The organism is Enterobacter cloacae complex sp. IR5458 (assembly GCF_049238025.1).
In the GTDB taxonomy this organism is placed as follows: domain Bacteria; phylum Pseudomonadota; class Gammaproteobacteria; order Enterobacterales; family Enterobacteriaceae; genus Enterobacter; species Enterobacter kobei.
Genome location: NZ_JBMKIF010000014.1, coordinates 78,680 through 96,064 on the forward strand (window position 1 = coordinate 78,680; position 17,385 = coordinate 96,064).

Annotated in this window: 16 protein-coding genes; 5 read left to right on the top strand and 11 right to left on the bottom strand. The window is 56.6% G+C overall.

The genetic code is table 11. The annotated features are described in order from the left end of the window. Positions 1-12: 12 nt before the first annotated feature. From ACOTYN_RS13365 to ACOTYN_RS13385, 5 genes are read right to left on the bottom strand one after another with little or no spacing between them, the layout of a single operon-like run. Positions 13-888, bottom strand: a complete 876-nt coding sequence (locus ACOTYN_RS13365) for a MurR/RpiR family transcriptional regulator (protein WP_014885250.1) — start codon at positions 886-888, stop codon at positions 13-15. Continuing rightward, positions 885-1,835, bottom strand: a complete 951-nt coding sequence (locus ACOTYN_RS13370; RefSeq protein ID WP_332958032.1) for an iron-siderophore ABC transporter substrate-binding protein — start codon at positions 1,833-1,835, stop codon at positions 885-887. The genes ACOTYN_RS13365 and ACOTYN_RS13370 overlap by 4 nt, the downstream gene beginning before the upstream one ends. A 9-nt stretch (positions 1,836-1,844) precedes the next feature. Further along, positions 1,845-2,885 (bottom strand): iron ABC transporter permease, encoded by a 1,041-nt coding sequence (locus ACOTYN_RS13375; protein WP_332958034.1) that lies wholly within the window; start codon positions 2,883-2,885, stop codon positions 1,845-1,847. Next, the gene (locus ACOTYN_RS13380; RefSeq protein ID WP_014885253.1) at positions 2,882-3,865 is read right to left on the bottom strand and encodes a FecCD family ABC transporter permease; all 984 of its coding nucleotides are present in this window, start codon (positions 3,863-3,865) and stop codon (positions 2,882-2,884) included. Before ACOTYN_RS13380 ends, ACOTYN_RS13375 begins: the two co-directional genes overlap by 4 nt. Then, positions 3,862-4,674, bottom strand: a complete 813-nt coding sequence (locus ACOTYN_RS13385; protein WP_023331315.1) for an ABC transporter ATP-binding protein — start codon at positions 4,672-4,674, stop codon at positions 3,862-3,864. Before ACOTYN_RS13385 ends, ACOTYN_RS13380 begins: the two co-directional genes overlap by 4 nt. Before the next feature lie 384 nt (positions 4,675-5,058). Between ACOTYN_RS13385 and ACOTYN_RS13390 the strand changes: the two genes are divergently transcribed. Beyond that, the gene (locus tag ACOTYN_RS13390; RefSeq protein ID WP_332958038.1) at positions 5,059-7,200 is read left to right on the top strand and encodes a TonB-dependent siderophore receptor; all 2,142 of its coding nucleotides are present in this window, start codon (positions 5,059-5,061) and stop codon (positions 7,198-7,200) included. Between the two features lie 83 nt (positions 7,201-7,283). On the opposite strand, the gene parE is transcribed toward ACOTYN_RS13390, so the two are convergent. The 5 genes from parE to nudF are packed head-to-tail and all read right to left on the bottom strand — an operon-like array spanning position 7,284 to position 11,692. Further along, entirely contained in the window at positions 7,284-9,176 is a 1,893-nt protein-coding gene (gene parE, locus ACOTYN_RS13395; protein ID WP_014885256.1) for a DNA topoisomerase IV subunit B, read from the bottom strand. Positions 9,177-9,204: 28 nt separating this feature from the next. Beyond that, the gene (yqiA, locus tag ACOTYN_RS13400) at positions 9,205-9,786 is read right to left on the bottom strand and encodes an esterase YqiA (RefSeq protein ID WP_023331317.1); all 582 of its coding nucleotides are present in this window, start codon (positions 9,784-9,786) and stop codon (positions 9,205-9,207) included. Further along, a complete protein-coding gene (gene cpdA / locus ACOTYN_RS13405) occupies positions 9,786-10,613 on the bottom strand; it encodes a 3',5'-cyclic-AMP phosphodiesterase (protein WP_332958041.1) in 828 nt (275 codons plus the stop codon). Before cpdA ends, yqiA begins: the two co-directional genes overlap by 1 nt. Before the next feature lie 27 nt (positions 10,614-10,640). Next, positions 10,641-11,063, bottom strand: a complete 423-nt coding sequence (locus ACOTYN_RS13410) for a DUF1249 family protein (protein WP_003862516.1) — start codon at positions 11,061-11,063, stop codon at positions 10,641-10,643. After that, positions 11,060-11,692 (bottom strand): ADP-ribose diphosphatase, encoded by a 633-nt coding sequence (gene nudF, locus ACOTYN_RS13415; RefSeq protein ID WP_008502974.1) that lies wholly within the window; start codon positions 11,690-11,692, stop codon positions 11,060-11,062. The genes ACOTYN_RS13410 and nudF overlap by 4 nt, the downstream gene beginning before the upstream one ends. Before the next feature lie 198 nt (positions 11,693-11,890). On the opposite strand from nudF, the gene tolC reads away from it, so the two are divergent. The 3 genes from tolC to ACOTYN_RS13430 all read left to right on the top strand — a co-directional run bounded on the left by tolC (position 11,891) and on the right by ACOTYN_RS13430 (position 15,398). Beyond that, a complete protein-coding gene (gene tolC, locus ACOTYN_RS13420; protein WP_086527700.1) occupies positions 11,891-13,375 on the top strand; it encodes an outer membrane channel protein TolC in 1,485 nt (494 codons plus the stop codon). A 194-nt stretch (positions 13,376-13,569) separates the two neighbouring features. Then, a complete protein-coding gene (locus ACOTYN_RS13425; RefSeq protein WP_014885260.1) occupies positions 13,570-14,235 on the top strand; it encodes a DUF1190 family protein in 666 nt (221 codons plus the stop codon). A gap of 2 nt (positions 14,236-14,237) precedes the next feature. After that, positions 14,238-15,398: a glutathionylspermidine synthase family protein gene (locus ACOTYN_RS13430; protein ID WP_023337808.1), complete on the top strand. Its 1,161-nt coding sequence runs from the start codon at positions 14,238-14,240 to the stop codon at positions 15,396-15,398. A gap of 79 nt (positions 15,399-15,477) precedes the next feature. Here ACOTYN_RS13430 and ygiD read toward each other — a convergent pair whose 3' ends face one another. Next, the gene (gene ygiD, locus ACOTYN_RS13435; protein ID WP_014885262.1) at positions 15,478-16,266 is read right to left on the bottom strand and encodes a 4,5-DOPA dioxygenase extradiol; all 789 of its coding nucleotides are present in this window, start codon (positions 16,264-16,266) and stop codon (positions 15,478-15,480) included. A 523-nt stretch (positions 16,267-16,789) separates the two neighbouring features. Here ygiD and ACOTYN_RS13440 point away from each other — a divergent pair. Then, on the top strand, positions 16,790-17,350 hold the full coding sequence (locus tag ACOTYN_RS13440; RefSeq protein ID WP_014885263.1) for a fimbrial protein: 561 nt from the start codon (positions 16,790-16,792) through the stop codon (positions 17,348-17,350). Positions 17,351-17,385: the final 35 nt, after the last annotated feature.

Sequence of the window (17,385 nt, forward strand, 5' to 3'; positions counted from 1 at the left end):
CCCCGACTGTTTTTAACCGCTTTTCTTCCCCGGCTTTAACCCACGATGCAACTCATTGATACGCTTCATCGACTTAATGGTGCGCTGCGGCTCGGTGGAGGCAACGGATAAAACAATCATCTCCAGACACAGCAGCACCGTGCCATGAAGCGGGATTTTACCCTTCTCTCCGCCACGCGGGACGTGGATCACCACGCTGGCCTCTTTACTAAATTGCGAGTCGGTGGCATTGGTCAGCAAAACGGTGGGGATCCCCAGGCGTTTCGCTTCGCGCAGCGTGGTTTGTCCTTCCCGATGCGCAGATTTTTGCGCCATCATGATCAGCACATCGCCGCGCTGGAGCCCAATCAACTGTTCCGCAAGCCCTATCCCGGTACGGTTGAGCGGCATGGCGGGGAGTCCCATCCGGCTGAACAATCTGGCGGTGTATTCGGCCAGAATCCCGGACGCGCCAATACCAAATAGGGCAACCTGCCTCGCCTGAGCCAGCAGTGAGACCGCCTGCGCCATCGCGAGGCGGTTGTGGGGTTCAGACAAGACGTTACAGGTATGCTGGTGCCCCTCCAGCACGAAATCAATGCTCGCATTGACGTCGCTGGTAAGCGTATTCACCGTGGTGGAGATCTTTTCGCTGGAGGTCACCACCGGACCAAACCACTGCTCCAGCGTCTGCTTGAGATCGCGCAATCCACCAAAACCGAGTGCCTGGATGGCGCGGACGACGGTTGCATCCGACGTTTTAAGCAGCGTCGCGATCTCCATCGCCGTCTGTTCCATCACCGCTTCACGATTTTCATTGATATAGCGCGCCACCAGCAGCAGCCGCGGCGTAAGCTGGTGCGCCCGCGAGCGGAGGCGGTCGCCGAAAACATCGACTTTTCGGCTCATCGTGACGCCTCCGGCAAAGGACGTCCGGCAATCTGCGACTGCACCTGCGCGGCCATGAGCCCTAACGAGGCGAACGAGTTCGAGATGGCCTCTTCGCGCGAGATCAGTACGTAGTGGCCGGTTCGGCAGGCATTCAGGAACTGACACCAGCCGGGCATGACCGCATCCATTGCTGCCAGCTCATCCTGCGGTTTGCCGCCCGTATCCCCGCGCCAGGTAGCGAAAACGAAATCAGCATCCAGCTCCGGCAGCCGTTCAGCACTGACGTCAATCCGTCCGCCCTCCGGGATGGACTCAATCAGCGGCGGGAAGGTAAACCCGGCATCACGCAGGACGCGCCCCAGCGAATGGTAGCTGTGCATGGCGTTGATTTTCCCCTGATTAGCCTGAATCACCGACACGCTGATTTTGCGTGTGTCGATAGTCGCCTTCAGCGCCTTGATTTGTTCCTGATAACGGCGTTCAAGAACCTTGAGCCGCGCCTGCGTGCCCGTCAGCTGCGCCAGTTTGCGGTAGATCTCCGGCGCGCCGCCATCGAGATGATCGATACTCACCGTCGGGGCAATCTTTTCCAGCTGCTCTACCGGCGTGTTGCGGGTCGGCTCGGTAATGATCAGGTCCGGTTTTGCCGCGGCGATGGCCTCAATGTCGATATCGGCAGTGCCGATAAATTTGATGTCGGAATTATCGAAGTCGACGCCGGTCAACATGCCGCTGGACCGCAGAAAGTGGCTACCGTCCGGTCGCGTGCGGCCATGGCTCGCCACGGGCGGTACGCCAAGCTCAATCAGTGGAATGGTGATATCCAGATCGTGTAACGAGACGATCCGTTTCGGATGTACCGGTACCACCACTTTCCGGTTCAGATCGTCCGTAAACGTCTGGGTCGGCTCGGCCGCACTCACCGCAAAGCCCACCAGCAACAGCATCGCAAACAGTACGCGCATCATCGTCTCCTAAAATCTGTCCCGACGCTGCCAGAGCAGCAGCAGGAAAAAGGGTCCACCAATCAGTGAAATCACAATGCCCGCAGGCAGCTGCAGCGGGAGGAATGCCAGCCGCCCGACGTTATCCGCCAGCAGCACCAGCAGCGCCCCCAGCACGGCGCTTCCCGTCAGGAACGCGGTTTGCCCGCCGCGCAGCAGCAGGCGCGCCATATGTGGCGCAATAAGCCCGACAAAACCAATACTGCCCACGCAGGAGACGCAGGCCGCCGTCAGCACCACCGGGGCGAGAACGCGCAGCAGCGCCAGTCGGTTCGTGCGCACCCCCAGCCCCGCCGCCGCGTGGTTGCCGAGCAGCGCCACGTCGGCAGCGCGGGCGGTTAATAACAGCAGCGCAAATGCCGGAAGCGACCAGGCCGCCGCAATGCTGACCAGCGTCCAGTTTGCCGCGTGCAGGCTTCCCGCCAGCCATAGCATCGCCGTCTGCACGTCGCGCACGTCCGCCGTGGTCATAAAGACGCCCATTGCCGCGGCGAAGGCCCATGAAACGCCGATGCCGATCAGAATGAATCGTGGACGCGAAATATCACGCGCCAGGGCCACCACCAGCAGCGCAGTGAGTAGGCCTCCGGCTATGCCGACCAGCGGCCGCCAGCCTAGTCCCAGCGCCGGAAACTGAAAAATCAGCAGCAGTACCGCCGCGCTACAGCCCTCTTTCACGCCGATAAGCCCCGGGTCCGCCAGGCCATTGCGGGTAATGGACTGCATTGCTGCGCCAGCCATGCCGAGCATCGCGCCGCACAGTACCGCCATCAGCAGGCGCGGCAGACGGATATCCATCACGATGTAGTGCGTCTCTGGGGTCAGGCTTTCGGGATAAAACAGCGCCCGCCCAATGGCGGATGCGGGGACGGGAAGCGAGCCGTGCGTCAGGCCAAAAGCGGTTAGCACGCAGGCTGCCAGTGTCAGCACGGCCAGGCACGCCAGCGCTTTTGGACGAACCAGCGCCGAGAAAGCCCCCACGCGTAACGCGCGCAATCCAGCCCGGTTCATTTGAACATCCTTGCAGCCATGAAGATAAAGACGGGCGCGCCGACCAGGGCAGTCATGATGCCGGTTGCCAGCTCCCAGGGCGTAAACAGCGTGCGGGCGGCAATGTCCGCCAGCAGCAGAACCAGTGCCCCGCACAAGGCAGAGAGCGGCACCATCACGCGCAGATCGACCGACACCACACGGCGAATGAGCTGCGGCACCACAAGGCCGATAAAGCCAATCGGCCCGGCGAGGGAGACCGCCGCCCCGCAGAGCAGCGCGATAGAAAGCAGAGCGAGCAGGCGGGTTTTCAGCAGCGACACGCCCAGCCCCTGCGCCATCCTGTCGCCCATCGCCAGCATATTGAGCGAGGGCGATAACCCGAGCGCCAGCACAAACCCCATGGCCGCCACCCACAGGGCAGCGGCGATCGTTTCACCGCTAAGCCCTGCTAAATCTCCCGCCAGCCAGGTCCGCATGGCGAGCAGCGTCTGTTCATCCAGTATGAGCACCGTGGCGGTAATCGACGCGGCAAACGCCGACATCGCCACGCCGCACAGGGTCACCTTCATCGGTGTGAGTCCGGCGCGGCCGGACGAGGAGAACATCAGTACCAGCAGAAACAGCGCAGCGGCGCCAGCGGCGGCAATCAGCGGGCGTCCAAACGGCAGCGTGAGCCCAAGCGCGCTCGTCAGTACCACCGCCAGTGCCGCCCCGGCATTGAGCCCCAGAATATGCGGTTCGCCGAGCGGGTTGCGGATCACGGATTGCAGCAGCACGCCCGCGACGCCGAGGGCAGCACCTGTTACCATCGCGCCGCAGAGACGCAGCAGCCGCAGTTTGATAATGATGTTATGGTCGAAATTACGCGGGTCGAAATGGAAGAAGGCCTCCACCACCGTCTTCGGGGCGATAAAACGCGCACCGATACCCAGATGCGCAATCGCGCCCATCGCCAGCAGCAAGGTGAAAAGCAGGAAAGCCAGAGAGGTGCGCATCATGGCTGTTCCGTGACCTGGCGGAACGGCATAAAGAACGGTTTGCCGGTCAGCGGATTGATGGACATATGCACGTCGACATCAAATACCGCTTTAATCAACGCCGGCGTGCAGACGTCGCCCTCATGTAATACGCCCTCCACTTTTCCCTGGCGTAAAAAGACCAGTGAATCACCATAATTCACGGCGAAGTTAAGGTCGTGCAGCACCACTACCACGGTACGTCCATGCGCGCGCGTCAGCGTATGCAGCAGCTCCAGGATCTCCACCTGGTAACGGAGATCGAGGAAGGTGGTCGGTTCATCCAGCAGGATATACGGCGTCTGCTGCGCCAGCGCCATGGCGATCCAGCAGCGCTGACGCTGGCCGCCGGACAGGCTTTCGACGGGCATATGGGCAAACTCCGCCGTGCCGGTCAGGCGCAGCGCCTCTTCCACCGCCCGCTCGTCTTCATCGCTCCACTGGCGCATAAAATTCTGCCACGGGAAACGCCCGCGCGAGACCAGCTCGAAAACGGTTAACCCTTCCGGCAGCAGCGGCGACTGCGGCAGGATGCCAAGCTGGCGGGCGACCGCTTTTGTCGGCTGCGCGTGGATTGCCTTGCCGTCGAGAACGGCCGCGCCGCCCAGCGGCTGGAGTAAGCGCGCAATCGTACTCAGCAGCGTCGATTTTCCGCAGCCGTTCGCGCCCACCAGAACGGTTATTTTCTGCTGCGGAATCGCAAGGGAGATATCATCAACGATGATTTTTTTCTGGTAACCGGCAGAAAGATTCTCCAGAACCAGTCCCGGTTTTTGGGTGTTGTGAGCCACGTGAATGCCAACGTAATGAAAAACAGCAATAAATATAAATAAAAATCATTCTCTTTTGAGAGTTTGCCGCCGCGTCATGTAGTAGTCAAGTGAAGAAATACCCTTAAAAAACCAGGGGTAACGGGGCATTTACACGCGACACAAAACTCAAATAAGTATCTATTTTTCAATCAATTAAATGGTTAACCCTTTGTATTTCCGTCACGTTTCGCCTGTGTAGCCAATTTTTACCTTTTTTCATTTACTACTACATTTCTGCATGGTTGAATGATTCTCAATTACATGTTCGATGCCGGTTCTGGCTAACGAGCAGACCATTAAGGGCAATGACTCACACATTCTTCCGTGAAGGTGATTCACGGATATTTCGGGATAACAGATGTAATGGCTACGTTCACACCTTCACTCTCTGGGGTAAAAGGGCGCGCGCTCTTTTCTCTGCTGTTTATCGCACCGCTGGTACAGGCCGCAGACGCTAATACGGCTAAAGACGGCGAAACACTTACCGTTATCGCCGATCCCACTGCCGTGGCGGAGGCCACCAACGGCTACCAGCCGCTGAACACCTCCACCGCGACGCTGACCACCATGCCCATGCTGGATATCCCGCAGGTAGTGAATACCGTCAGCGATAAAGTGCTTGCGGATCAGCACGCTACCACGCTCGATGAAGCGCTGTATAACGTCAGCAACGTGGTTCAGACCAACACCCTGGGCGGTACGCAGGATGCCTTTGTGCGCCGTGGATTTGGCGCGAACCGCGACGGCTCGATCATGACCAACGGTCTGCGTACCGTCCTGCCGCGTAGCTTCAACGCCGCTACCGAACGCGTGGAGGTGCTGAAAGGCCCGGCCTCAACGCTTTATGGCATTCTCGATCCGGGCGGCCTGATTAATGTCGTCACTAAGCGCCCGGAGAAAACCTTCGGCGGCGCAATTTCTGCCACCTCCTCCAGCTTTGGCGGCGGCACCGGACAGGTTGACGTGACCGGCCCGATTGACGGGACCCGTATGGCGTACCGCCTGACGGGGGAGTACCAGGACGAGGACTACTGGCGCAATTTCGGTAACGAACGCAGCACCTTTATCGCCCCCTCCCTGACCTGGTTTGGCGATGATGCCACGGTGACCGTGCTCTATTCCCACCGCGACTATAAAACGCCGTTCGATCGCGGCACGATCTTCGACCTCAACACCAAACAGCCGGTGAACGTCGATCGCAATACCCGTTTTGACGAGCCGTTTAACATCACTGACGGGCAGTCCGATCTCGCTCAGCTTAACGCGGAATACCGCCTTAATAGCCAGTGGACCGCGAAGTTCGACTACAGCTACAGCCAGGATAAATACAGCGATAACCAGGCCCGCGTAATGGCCTACGATGCCAAAACCGGTAACCTGACCCGTCGCGTGGATGCGACCCAGGGCTCAACCCAGCGCATGCACAGCACCCGCGCGGATTTGCAGGGCAACGTGGATATCGCGGGCTTTTACAATGAGATCCTGACCGGCGTGTCGTATGAAAATTACGATCTGCTGCGTACGGACATGATGCGCTGTAAGAACGTCAAAGGATTCAATATTTACCATCCGGTTTACGGCAAACTCGACAAGTGTACAACCGTCTCCGCCGCTGACAGCGACCAGACGCTGAAGCAGGAGAGTTACTCTGCCTACGCGCAGGATGCCCTGTACCTGACCGATAAATGGATCGCCGTCGCCGGGATGCGCTATCAGTATTACACCCAGTACGCCGGTAAAGGCCGTCCTTTCAACGTTAACACCGACAGTCGCGACGAACAGTGGACGCCAAAGCTGGGGCTGGTTTACAAACTCACGCCGTCCGTTTCGCTGTTTGCTAACTACTCCCAGACGTTTATGCCGCAGTCGTCCATAGCGAGCTATATTGGCGACCTGCCGCCGGAAACGTCGAATGCCTACGAAGTGGGCGCAAAGTTCGACCTGTTCGACGGGGTTACTGCCAACATCGCGCTGTTTGATATTCACAAACGCAACGTGCTGTATACCGAAAGCATCGGAGGCGAAACCATCGCCAAAACCGCGGGCCGCGTGCGTTCTCAGGGCGTAGAGGTGGATCTCGCCGGGTCGCTGACGGAGAACACCAACATTATCGCCAGCTACGGCTATACCGACGCGAAAGTGCTGGAAGACCCGGACTATGCGGGTAAACCGCTGCCAAACGTACCGCGCCATACCGGGTCCCTGTTCCTGACCTACGATATTCATAATGCGTTTGCCGGGAATACGCTGACCCTCGGCGGCGGCGGACATGGCGTGAGCCGTCGCTCAGCGACCAACGGTGCGGATTATTATCTGCCGGGCTATTTCGTGGCGGATGCGTTTGCGGCGTACAGGATGAAGCTGCAGTATCCGGTGACGCTGCAGGTCAACGTGAAGAACCTGTTTAATAAGACCTACTACACGTCATCTATCGCGACCAATAATCTGGGCAACCAAATCGGCGATCCGCGTGAAGTGCAGTTTACGGTGAAGATGGAGTTTTGATGTAAAAAAGCCCGTTGGCGCTCACGCTTACCGGGCCTACGATCCATTCCCTCTCCCTGTGGTAGAGGGTTAGGGTGTGGGCATCAGGCCTCAATATCCGCCATATCACCCTTCTCCTGCAGCCAGTTACGTCGGTCTTCCGAACGTTTCTTGGCAAGGAGCATATCCATCATGGCATTCGTTTGCTGTTCGTCTTCGTCGCTGATGGTCAGCTGCACCAGACGGCGCGTATTCGGATCCAGCGTCGTTTCACGCAGCTGCATTGGGTTCATCTCACCCAGCCCTTTAAAGCGCTGGACGTTAGGCTTGCCCTTCTTACGCTTCAGCTGTTCCAGCACGCCCGCCTTCTCTTCTTCCGTCAGCGCGTAATAAACCTCTTTGCCGAGGTCGATACGGTACAGCGGCGGCAGCGCCACGTGGACGTGACCGTTTTTCACCAGCGTGCGGAAGTGCTTCACGAACAGCGCGCACAGCAGCGTGGCAATGTGCAGACCATCGGAGTCCGCATCCGCGAGGATACAGATCTTGCCGTAACGAAGCTGGCTCAGATCGTCGCTGTCAGGATCGATACCGATCGCTACGGAAATATCATGCACTTCCTGCGAAGCCAGCACTTCATCTGAAGAGACTTCCCAGGTGTTCAGGATCTTACCCTTAAGCGGCATGATCGCCTGATATTCACGATCGCGCGCCTGCTTGGCCGACCCGCCCGCCGAGTCCCCTTCCACGAGGAACAGCTCGGTACGGTTGAGGTCCTGTGCGGTACAGTCCGCCAGCTTGCCCGGCAGCGCAGGGCCGCTGGTCAGCTTTTTACGTACCACTTTCTTCGCCGCACGCAGACGGCGCTGGGCGCTGGAAATCGCCATTTCAGCCAGCATCTCTGCCGCCTGAACGTTCTGGTTCAGCCACAGGGTAAAGGCATCTTTCACCACGCCGGAGACGAACGCCGCACACTGACGTGACGACAGACGCTCTTTGGTCTGGCCGGCAAACTGCGGATCCTGCATCTTCACGGAGAGCACGTAGGCGCAGCGATCCCAGATATCTTCCGCCGACAGCTTCACGCCGCGCGGCAGAATGTTGCGGTATTCGCAGAACTCGCGCATCGCATCCAGCAGGCCCTGACGCAGGCCGTTGACGTGCGTACCGCCAAGCATGGTTGGAATCAGGTTGACGTAGCTTTCCGTCAGCAGCTCGCCGCCTTCCGGCAGCCACAGCAGCGCCCAGTCCACCGCTTCGGTGTCACCGCTAAAGTTACCGACGAACGGTTTTTCCGGCAGCGTCGGCAGGCCGTTTACCGCTTCGCACAGATAGTCATTAAGACCATCGGCGTAGCACCAGGTCTGCTCGGTGTTGTTGACGTGATCGGTAAAGGTGATTTCTACGCCCGGACACAGCACCGCTTTCGCTTTCAGCAGGTGCGTCAGGCGAGAAACGGAAAAACGCGGGCTGTCGAAGAAGCTTTCGTCTGGCCAGAAGTGGACGCTGGTACCGGTGTTGCGTTTGCCGCACGTGCCGACAACCTGCAAATCCTGCACCTTTTCGCCGTTTTCAAACGCGATGTTATAGACCTGACCGTCGCGACGGACGTTCACTTCCACCCGTTTGGACAGGGCGTTAACCACGGAGATCCCCACGCCGTGCAAACCGCCGGAGAACTGGTAGTTTTTGTTGGAGAACTTACCGCCCGCGTGCAGACGACACAGGATCAGCTCAACGGCAGGCACCCCCTCTTCCGGGTGGATGTCCACCGGCATGCCGCGCCCGTCGTCGATAACTTCCAGCGACTGATCGGCATGCAGGATGACGTCAACGCGTTTGGCATGGCCCGCCAGCGCTTCGTCCACACTGTTATCAATAACTTCCTGGCCCAGATGGTTTGGGCGCGTTGTATCGGTGTACATCCCCGGGCGGCGGCGAACCGGCTCAAGCCCGGTGAGGACCTCAATGGCATCAGCGTTATAGGTTTGCGTCATGATTTAAACTAGCAATTCGCATTGATTGTCAGTGGCTGTGCAGTCCAAGAAAATCGACAATCTGGGTGAAATGATTCTCAAAGCCCGTGAAAGCATGGTTTCCGCCTTCTTCTATAGTCTGGCGGCAGGATGCGTAATACGCCACTGCCTGGCGGTAATCCAGCACTTCATCACCCGTCTGTTGCAGCAGCCAGATGAGATCCGGCGCTTCAAGCGGGTCGACCTGCATAACTTTGAGATCGTAAATATGGCGTGACTCTAGCACATATTGCTGCCCGGTGTAGGGGTTCTCGTTTTCACCAAGAAAGTCCCTCAGCAGCTCAAATGGCCGTACCGCCGGATTCACCACAACGGCCGGCAGCATAAAGCATTGCGAGAGCCAGGTGGCGTAGTACCCGCCCAGCGATGAGCCGACCACACCAAACGATTCACCGCCGTGTTCAAGCACGATGGATTCGAGCATTTCCGCCGCCTCCGCCGGATAAGGCGGCAGCTGCGGGATAATCATCTCAACATGGGGGTGATGCTCGCTCAGCCACTGGCGAAACTGTGTCGCTTTTGCGGAGCGCGGCGAGCTGTTGAATCCGTGCAGATAAAGGAGAGTAGACATCAATAGCCTTCTGAAGCGGTATCTGGTCGGAATTGCGCGCCTGCCAGACGGCAGACTTCCGTGGTCAGCGTGCCGTCGGCATGCAGTTCCAGCCAGCGCCAGCCTGGCGCGATAGTATCCAGCGTAAAGTTGGCACAGTGCGGTTTAAACTGCACGCAGGTCGACGGCGTCGCCAGCATGCGGCGCCCGTTCCAGTCGAGATCCTGTTCCTGATGAATGTGTCCGCACAGCAGATGTTTCACGCGGGGGAACTTCGTCAGCACGCGATCCAGCTCGGCGGAGTTACGCAGGCTGTGTTGATCGAGCCAGCTGCAGCCCGCCGGGAGCGGATGATGATGCAGCAACAGCAGGGTATGACGTTCAGATTCGGCAGCCAGTTTGGTCTCCAGCCAGTCGAGTTGAAACTCGCTTAACTCACCGTGCGGGACGCCAAATACCTGGCTGTCCAGCAGCAGGATCTGCCACTTTTCACCCGCAAAAACACACTTCGCCGGAGAAATCCCCGCGTCCTGGAGCGAGCTGTACATCGCGGGCTGGAAATCGTGGTTTCCCGGCAGCCAGACGCAAGGCACGCTAAAGCTCGCGATGCCTTCAGCAAAATGCTGGTAGGCCGCGGAGGATTGGTCCTGCGCCAGATCGCCTGTTGCAACTATCAGATCGCAGTCGCGATGTTCAGCGTGAATGGCGCTAAGTACTGCCTGATAGCTCTCCCAGGTATTCACCCCGAGCAGCGTCTCATGCTTTTCGGCAAAAAGGTGGGTATCGGTGATTTGTAATATCCTGACTGGCGCCCCACCAGCAACAGTCAGGTTCAACAGGCTTTCCAAATGGTGTCCTTAGGTAGGTTTATGACGCTAACAAACCGGAATCGCCATTGCTCCATGTGCTAAACAATATCTTAGCCAGTCGGCTAAAAACTGGTTAATTTGATGCTTTTCGTCGCGTTGATGCAACTTTTTATTCGGGTAATCATACCGCGCCTTGAAGCGAAAGATCTGCTGACTCGAACACACTTCAGCGACCATCGCATCATGATAGAGGCGCACCGTCATTGACGGCAGGCTCCAGTAGCTAATGCTGGGCGCCGTTTGTTCAATTTCGACCAGCGTAGTGTAGCGCGTTGATTCTGTTATCGTTAACCGATACTGCGCATTGCTCACCTGATAGCTTACCGTTTCGCCGGGTGCGTCATTTCTCGGCAGCAGGCGGCGCAATTGTGCGAAATTGGTTTCGCACAGGCGCATCATTTCTGGGAAGTCAGGTGTATAGCGCTTCATTTTTTCCACTCGTTTCGTAATGTCTGATAATGCAGTTGCAGCCATTGCAGGGCAATGACAGACGCTGCGTTGTCGATTTTCCCCTCTTCTACCCACTGATAAGCCTGTTCCCGGCTCACCACATGAACCCGAATATCTTCGTTTTCATCAGCCAGACCGTGGATCCCTTCCGCCGTCGTGGCGTCCACTTCGCCCACCATGATGGACAAGCGCTCGCTGGTGCCCCCCGGGCTCGCCAGATAACTCAACACCGGTTTTGTACGACCAACCACCAGCCCGGCCTCTTCCAGCGCCTCGCGGCGGGCGACGTCTTCAACCGTCTCGCCCTCTTCGATCATCCCGGCCACCATCTCCAGCAGCCACGGGCTCTCACTGACGTCATACGCGGCGATGCGGATCTGCTCCACCAGCACAACTTCGTCACGCACTGGGTCAAAGGGTAGCAAGACAGCCGCATGCCCGCGCTCAAAAATTTCGCGTCTGATTTCGCCGCTCATTTCACCGTTAAACAGGCGATGCCTGAAACGGTAAAGATCCATTGAAAAAAAACCGCTATAAAGCGTTTCTCGTGCAATAATTTCTACATCGTTTTTGGCGAATGTCACGGGCAACTTTTCTGGTTTTTGCATGAGTCGAGTCCTGGTAGCAATGGTGATGAAATTGTGAATTTCAAGGCTGTTTGGCTGCCGTTTGTAAGGCTATATGGTAGATTGGTGCAAATTACCGCCAGATGGCACGTAACGCCAACCTTTTGGTGTGGATGATTCTGTTAGAATCGGCAATTATTTTTTAATTAGATCAGCGCTAATACTGCTTCACAACAAGGAATGCAAATGAAGAAATTGCTCCCCATCCTTATCGGCCTGAGCCTGACGGGCTTCAGTGCAATGAGCCAGGCGGAAAACCTGTTACAGGTCTACCAGCAGGCACGTCTGGGCAACCCTGATTTACGTAAATCAGCGGCCGATCGTGATGCTGCGTTTGAAAAGATTAACGAAGCGCGTAGCCCACTGCTGCCGCAGTTAGGTTTAGGTGCAGATTATACCTACAGCAACGGTTTCCGCGACGCTAACGGCGTTAACTCCAATGCTACCAGCGCCTCACTGCAATTAACACAGACGCTGTTTGATATGTCCAAATGGCGTGCCCTGACCCTGCAGGAAAAGAGCGCGGGTATTCAGGACGTCACCTATCAGACCGATCAGCAGACGCTGATCCTGAACACGGCCACCGCGTATTTCAACGTGCTGAGCGCCATCGACGCGCTCTCCTACACTGAAGCGCAGAAACAGGCGATTTACCGTCAGTTGGATCAAACCACCCAGCGCTTCAACGTGGGTCTGGTAGCGATCACCGACGTACAGAACGCCCGTTCACAGTACGACACCGTGCTGGCTAACGAAGTGACCGCGCGTAATAACCTCGACAACGCGCTCGAAGCGCTGCGTCAGGTCACCGGCAACTACTATCCTGAGCTGGCCTCTCTGAACGTGGACAGCTTTAAGACGGATAAACCGCAGGCGGTTAACGCGCTGCTGAAAGAGGCGGAAAACCGCAACCTGAGCTTGCTGCAGGCGCGTCTGAGCCAGGATCTGGCCCGCGAGCAAATTCGTCAGGCGCAGGACGGCCACCTGCCAACCCTGAGCCTGAGCGCGTCTACCGGCGTCTCTGATACCAGCTACAGCGGCTCTAAAACCAATACGTCACAGTATGACGACAGCAATATGGGCCAGAACAAAGTGGGCCTGAGCTTCTCCCTGCCGCTGTACCAGGGTGGTCAGGTTAACTCGCAGGTGAAACAGGCGCAGTACAACTTTGTTGGCGCGAGCGAGCAGCTGGAAAGCGCGCACCGCAACGTGGTGCAGACCGTTCGCTCTTCCTTCAACAACGTGAACGCCTCTATCAGCAGCATCAATGCCTATAAACAGGCCGTGGTGTCTGCACAGAGCTCCCTGGACGCGATGGAAGCCGGTTACTCCGTGGGTACACGTACGATTGTTGACGTGCTCGACGCGACCACCACGTTGTACAACGCGAAACAGCAGCTCTCCAGCGCACGTTACCAGTACCTGATTAACCAGCTGAACATCAAACAGGCTCTGGGTACGCTGAACGAGCAGGATCTGCAGATGCTGAACAGCACGTTGGGCAAACCGGTTTCAACGTCGCCAGAAAGCGTCGCGCCTGAGAACCCGGATCAGGTTGCCGCCGTTGATAACTTCAACGCTAACGGTAGCACCCCTGCGGCACAGCCAGCCGCCGCGCGTAGCACGGCCCCCGCAAGCAGCGGTTCTAACCCGTTCCGTCATTAAGCATTGCCCGATGGCGCTTCGCTTATCGGGCCTACTTAATCGTAGGCCGGGTAAGCGAAGCGCCACCCGGCGCAAAATCACACCCGAACGTAAGCCAACGTAAAGATCCCCCTGATTCCGCCTCTCTTCGCTTCATTTTCAACCACTCATCCTCTATCCTGAGCGTTATTACCACTGGGTCCTGGAAGACAAATATGAAACGGACAAAAACGATTAATCACGCGTCGTTCCGCAAAAGCTGGAATGCGCGCCACCTCACTCCCGTTGCGCTGGCGGTTACGGCTGTCTTTATGCTGGCAGGCTGTGAGAAAAACGACGAAACGGTTTCGCTGTATCAAAACGCAGATGACTGTTCCGCTGCAACCGGTCAGGCCGCAGAATGTAAGACGGCGTACACCAACGCGCTGAAAGAAGCGGAACGCACTGCGCCGAAGTATGCCTCACGTGAAGACTGTGTGGCGGAGTTTGGTGAAGGCCAGTGCCAGCAGACGCCAGCTCAGGCAGGTATGGCGCCGGAAAATCAGGCGCAGGCGCAGTCCAGCGGCAGCTTCTGGATGCCATTAATGGCAGGTTACATGATGGGCCGCCTGATGGGTGGCGGCGCGGGTTACCAGCAGCAGCCGCTGTTTAGCTCGAAAAACCCGGCCAGCCCGGCCTATGGTCAATATACCGATGCCAGCGGCAAAGGCTACGGCGCAGCAACCCCGGGCCGTACCGTGACCGTTCCGAAAACCGCAATGGCGCCGAAACCTGCGACCACCAACACCATCACTCGCGGTGGGTTTGGTGAGTCTGTGGCGAAACAGACCAGCATGCAGCGCAGTGCGTCAGGCACCTCTAGTCGCTCAATGGGCGGCTGATCATGGAACGAGTCAGTATTACCGAACGCCCGGACTGGCGCGAAAAAGCGACCGAGTACGGGTTTAACTTCCACACCATGTACGGGGAACCGTACTGGTGTGAAGATGCTTACTACAAGCTCACGCTCGCTCAGGTGGAAAAGCTTGAAGACGTGACCGCAGAACTGCACCAGATGTGCCTGAAAGTGGTGGAGAAAGTCATCGACAGCGACGAGCTGATGACCAAATTCCGCATTCCAAAGCACACCTGGAGCTTTGTCCGTCAGTCATGGAAAACGAATCAGCCTTCGCTCTACTCTCGCCTCGATCTGGCATGGGACGGCGTGGGCGAGCCTAAGCTTCTGGAAAACAACGCGGATACGCCAACCTCTCTGTACGAGGCGGCATTCTTCCAGTGGATTTGGCTGGAAGATCAGATGAACGCCGGAAACCTGCCGGCAGGCAGCGACCAGTTCAACAGCCTGCAGGAGAAGCTTATCGCGCGTTTCGCCGAGCTGCGCGAGCAGTTTGGCTTCAACCTGCTGCACCTCGCCTGCTGCCGCGACACGGAAGAAGACCGTGGAACGGTGCAGTATCTGCAGGACTGTGCCGCCGAAGCCGACGTGGCGACTGAATTCCTTTATATCGAAGATATCGGTTTGGGAGAAAAAGGTCAGTTTACGGATATGCAGGATCAGGTGATCAGCAACCTCTTCAAGCTCTATCCGTGGGAATACATGCTGCGCGAAATGTTCTCCACCAAGCTGGAAGATGCGGGCGTGCGCTGGCTGGAGCCGGCATGGAAAAGCATTATCTCTAACAAAGCTCTGCTGCCGATGCTGTGGGAAATGTTCCCGAACCACCCAAACCTGCTGCCAGCGTATTTTGCAGAAGATGATTTCCCGCCGATGGAGAAATACGTCGTTAAGCCGATTTTCTCCCGCGAAGGCGCGAACGTGTCGATTATCGAAAACGGCAAAACGGTGGAAGCGGTTGAAGGACCGTACGGCGAAGAAGGGATGATCGTCCAGGCATTCTATCAACTGCCGAAGTTTGGCGACAGCTATACGCTGATTGGCAGCTGGCTGATTAACGACCAGCCCGCCGGGATTGGCATTCGCGAAGATCGCGCGCTGATCACGCAGGATCTGTCACGGTTCTATCCGCATATTTTTGTAGAGTAAGATCTGCCGGGTGGCGGCTTCGCCTGACCCGGCCTACGGTTTTGTAGGCCCGGTAAGCGTAGCGCCACCGGGCATGTTTTCACCCTACCTGCACCGACAGCATACTCAAACTACCCATCTCAATACCATCGACCGGGAGTGTCACCGGCTCCTGACCATCCCACGCGCCAAGAACGTACAGCAGCGGCAGGAAGTGTTCCGGCGTCGGGTTAGAGAGCGAACCGCCTTCGTGATCCAGATAGTTCACTAACGGGTGCTCTTCACCCGGCCCCTGCCAGGTCAGATTGGCTTTCACGTAATCGTTGAAAGCAGTAGCCCACGGGTACGGCGTATTTTCACCGTGCCAGCGTGCCGTGCGCAGGTTATGCACCACGTTGCCGCTCGCCACCAGCATGATGCCTTCGTCACGCAGCGTCGCCAGCTTACGCCCCATTTCCAGATGCCAGGCGGCCGGTTTGGTGCTGTCGATGCTGAGCTGCACCATCGGGATATCCGCATCAGGATACATTTTAATCAGCACGCCCCACGAGCCGTGGTCAAAACCCCAGGCCTCTTTATCCAGCGCTACAGGAACAGGCGCCAGCAGTTCGACCAGACGTTCTGCCAGTGCAGGCGAGCCCGGTGCCGGATAGTGCGTGTCATAAAGGGCCTGCGGGAAGCCGCCAAAATCATGTATGGTTTTTGGCGTTTCCATGGCGGTCACGCCCGTTCCCCGGGTGAACCAGTGTGCAGATACCACCACAATCGCTTTCGGCCGCGGCAACGTCTCCCCCAGCTGACGCCAGGCGCGGGTATAGACGTTGTCTTCGAGAACATTCATTGGGCTTCCGTGGCCTATAAACAGGGCGGGCATACGGGAAGAAGTCATGATGATATCCTTACAGAAGGTGTTAATTTAATGGTGCTACATTACGCGCAATCTGGCGCAGATGAACGCAGATAAGCATGAAGATCATCATCAGGAAATTTGAACATCCGGAACAACATAAGAAAAGATGAATGTCAGCGATGGGATTGAGCCTGGTTCTGCGCCAGGCAGCAGGCATCGGCGGTGGCAAACATACTAAAAATTAATAAATTCAATGAAAAAATAGTACTCACTGATAGTCTCTTTTTTTTACACGTATTTTTACATTTATTTATTTCCTGAAAGTCAAATTTTAAATAAGACATTATTATCGCTAATATGACCTTTGTTTCACGCGACTGAAAAATCCATTTTTCGCTGTTAATCCGATACTAAAGATCACTTCAGATTATATTTTAATGTTGACTACATTTATTTTTAAGAGCAATTAATCGCACTCACTCTTTTTTCACAGGTATAATCTCATGGTAATTTTCTGAAAATTAATATTCAGAGTATGAATTCATTGGAAAAGGATATTTTCATGCATGCAGGTAAAAAAGCACTGTTAGCCGTTGCGATGGCAACAATTGTCTCTGGTTCAGCATTTGCCGCCGATCAGGGCTCCGGGAAAATTAAATTTAAAGGCGTTGTTATTGACGCGCCTTGCAGCATTGCACCAGACAGCGTTGATAAAGAGGTGGATCTCGGCGAAGTGACCACCGCCGTCATCAATGCAAACAAGAAGTCCACCCCCGTAGCGGTAGATATTAACCTGCAGAACTGCGTTCTGTCAGATCCCGACGATGAGACGGCGACGCCAATAACCAAAGTGGAAGTGACGTTCAGCAGCACCGCCACCTACGCATCAGATACCAGCCTTCTGAGCAACACCTATGCAAGCGGTGCTGAAAACGTCGGTGTCCGTCTGCTGGACAACGACGAAGCAAACATCACCCTTGGCTCGGCAAAAACGGTGGATCTGCTGCCTAATTCAGACACCCAGACGCTGCACTTTAAAGCGCGCATGGAAGTGCCGACAGGTACCACTGCAACCGCGGGCCAGGTTGAAGCTAACGCCAACTATGTGCTGATGTATAAATAACGATTAAACATGATCCGTTATACCGACTGGTGATG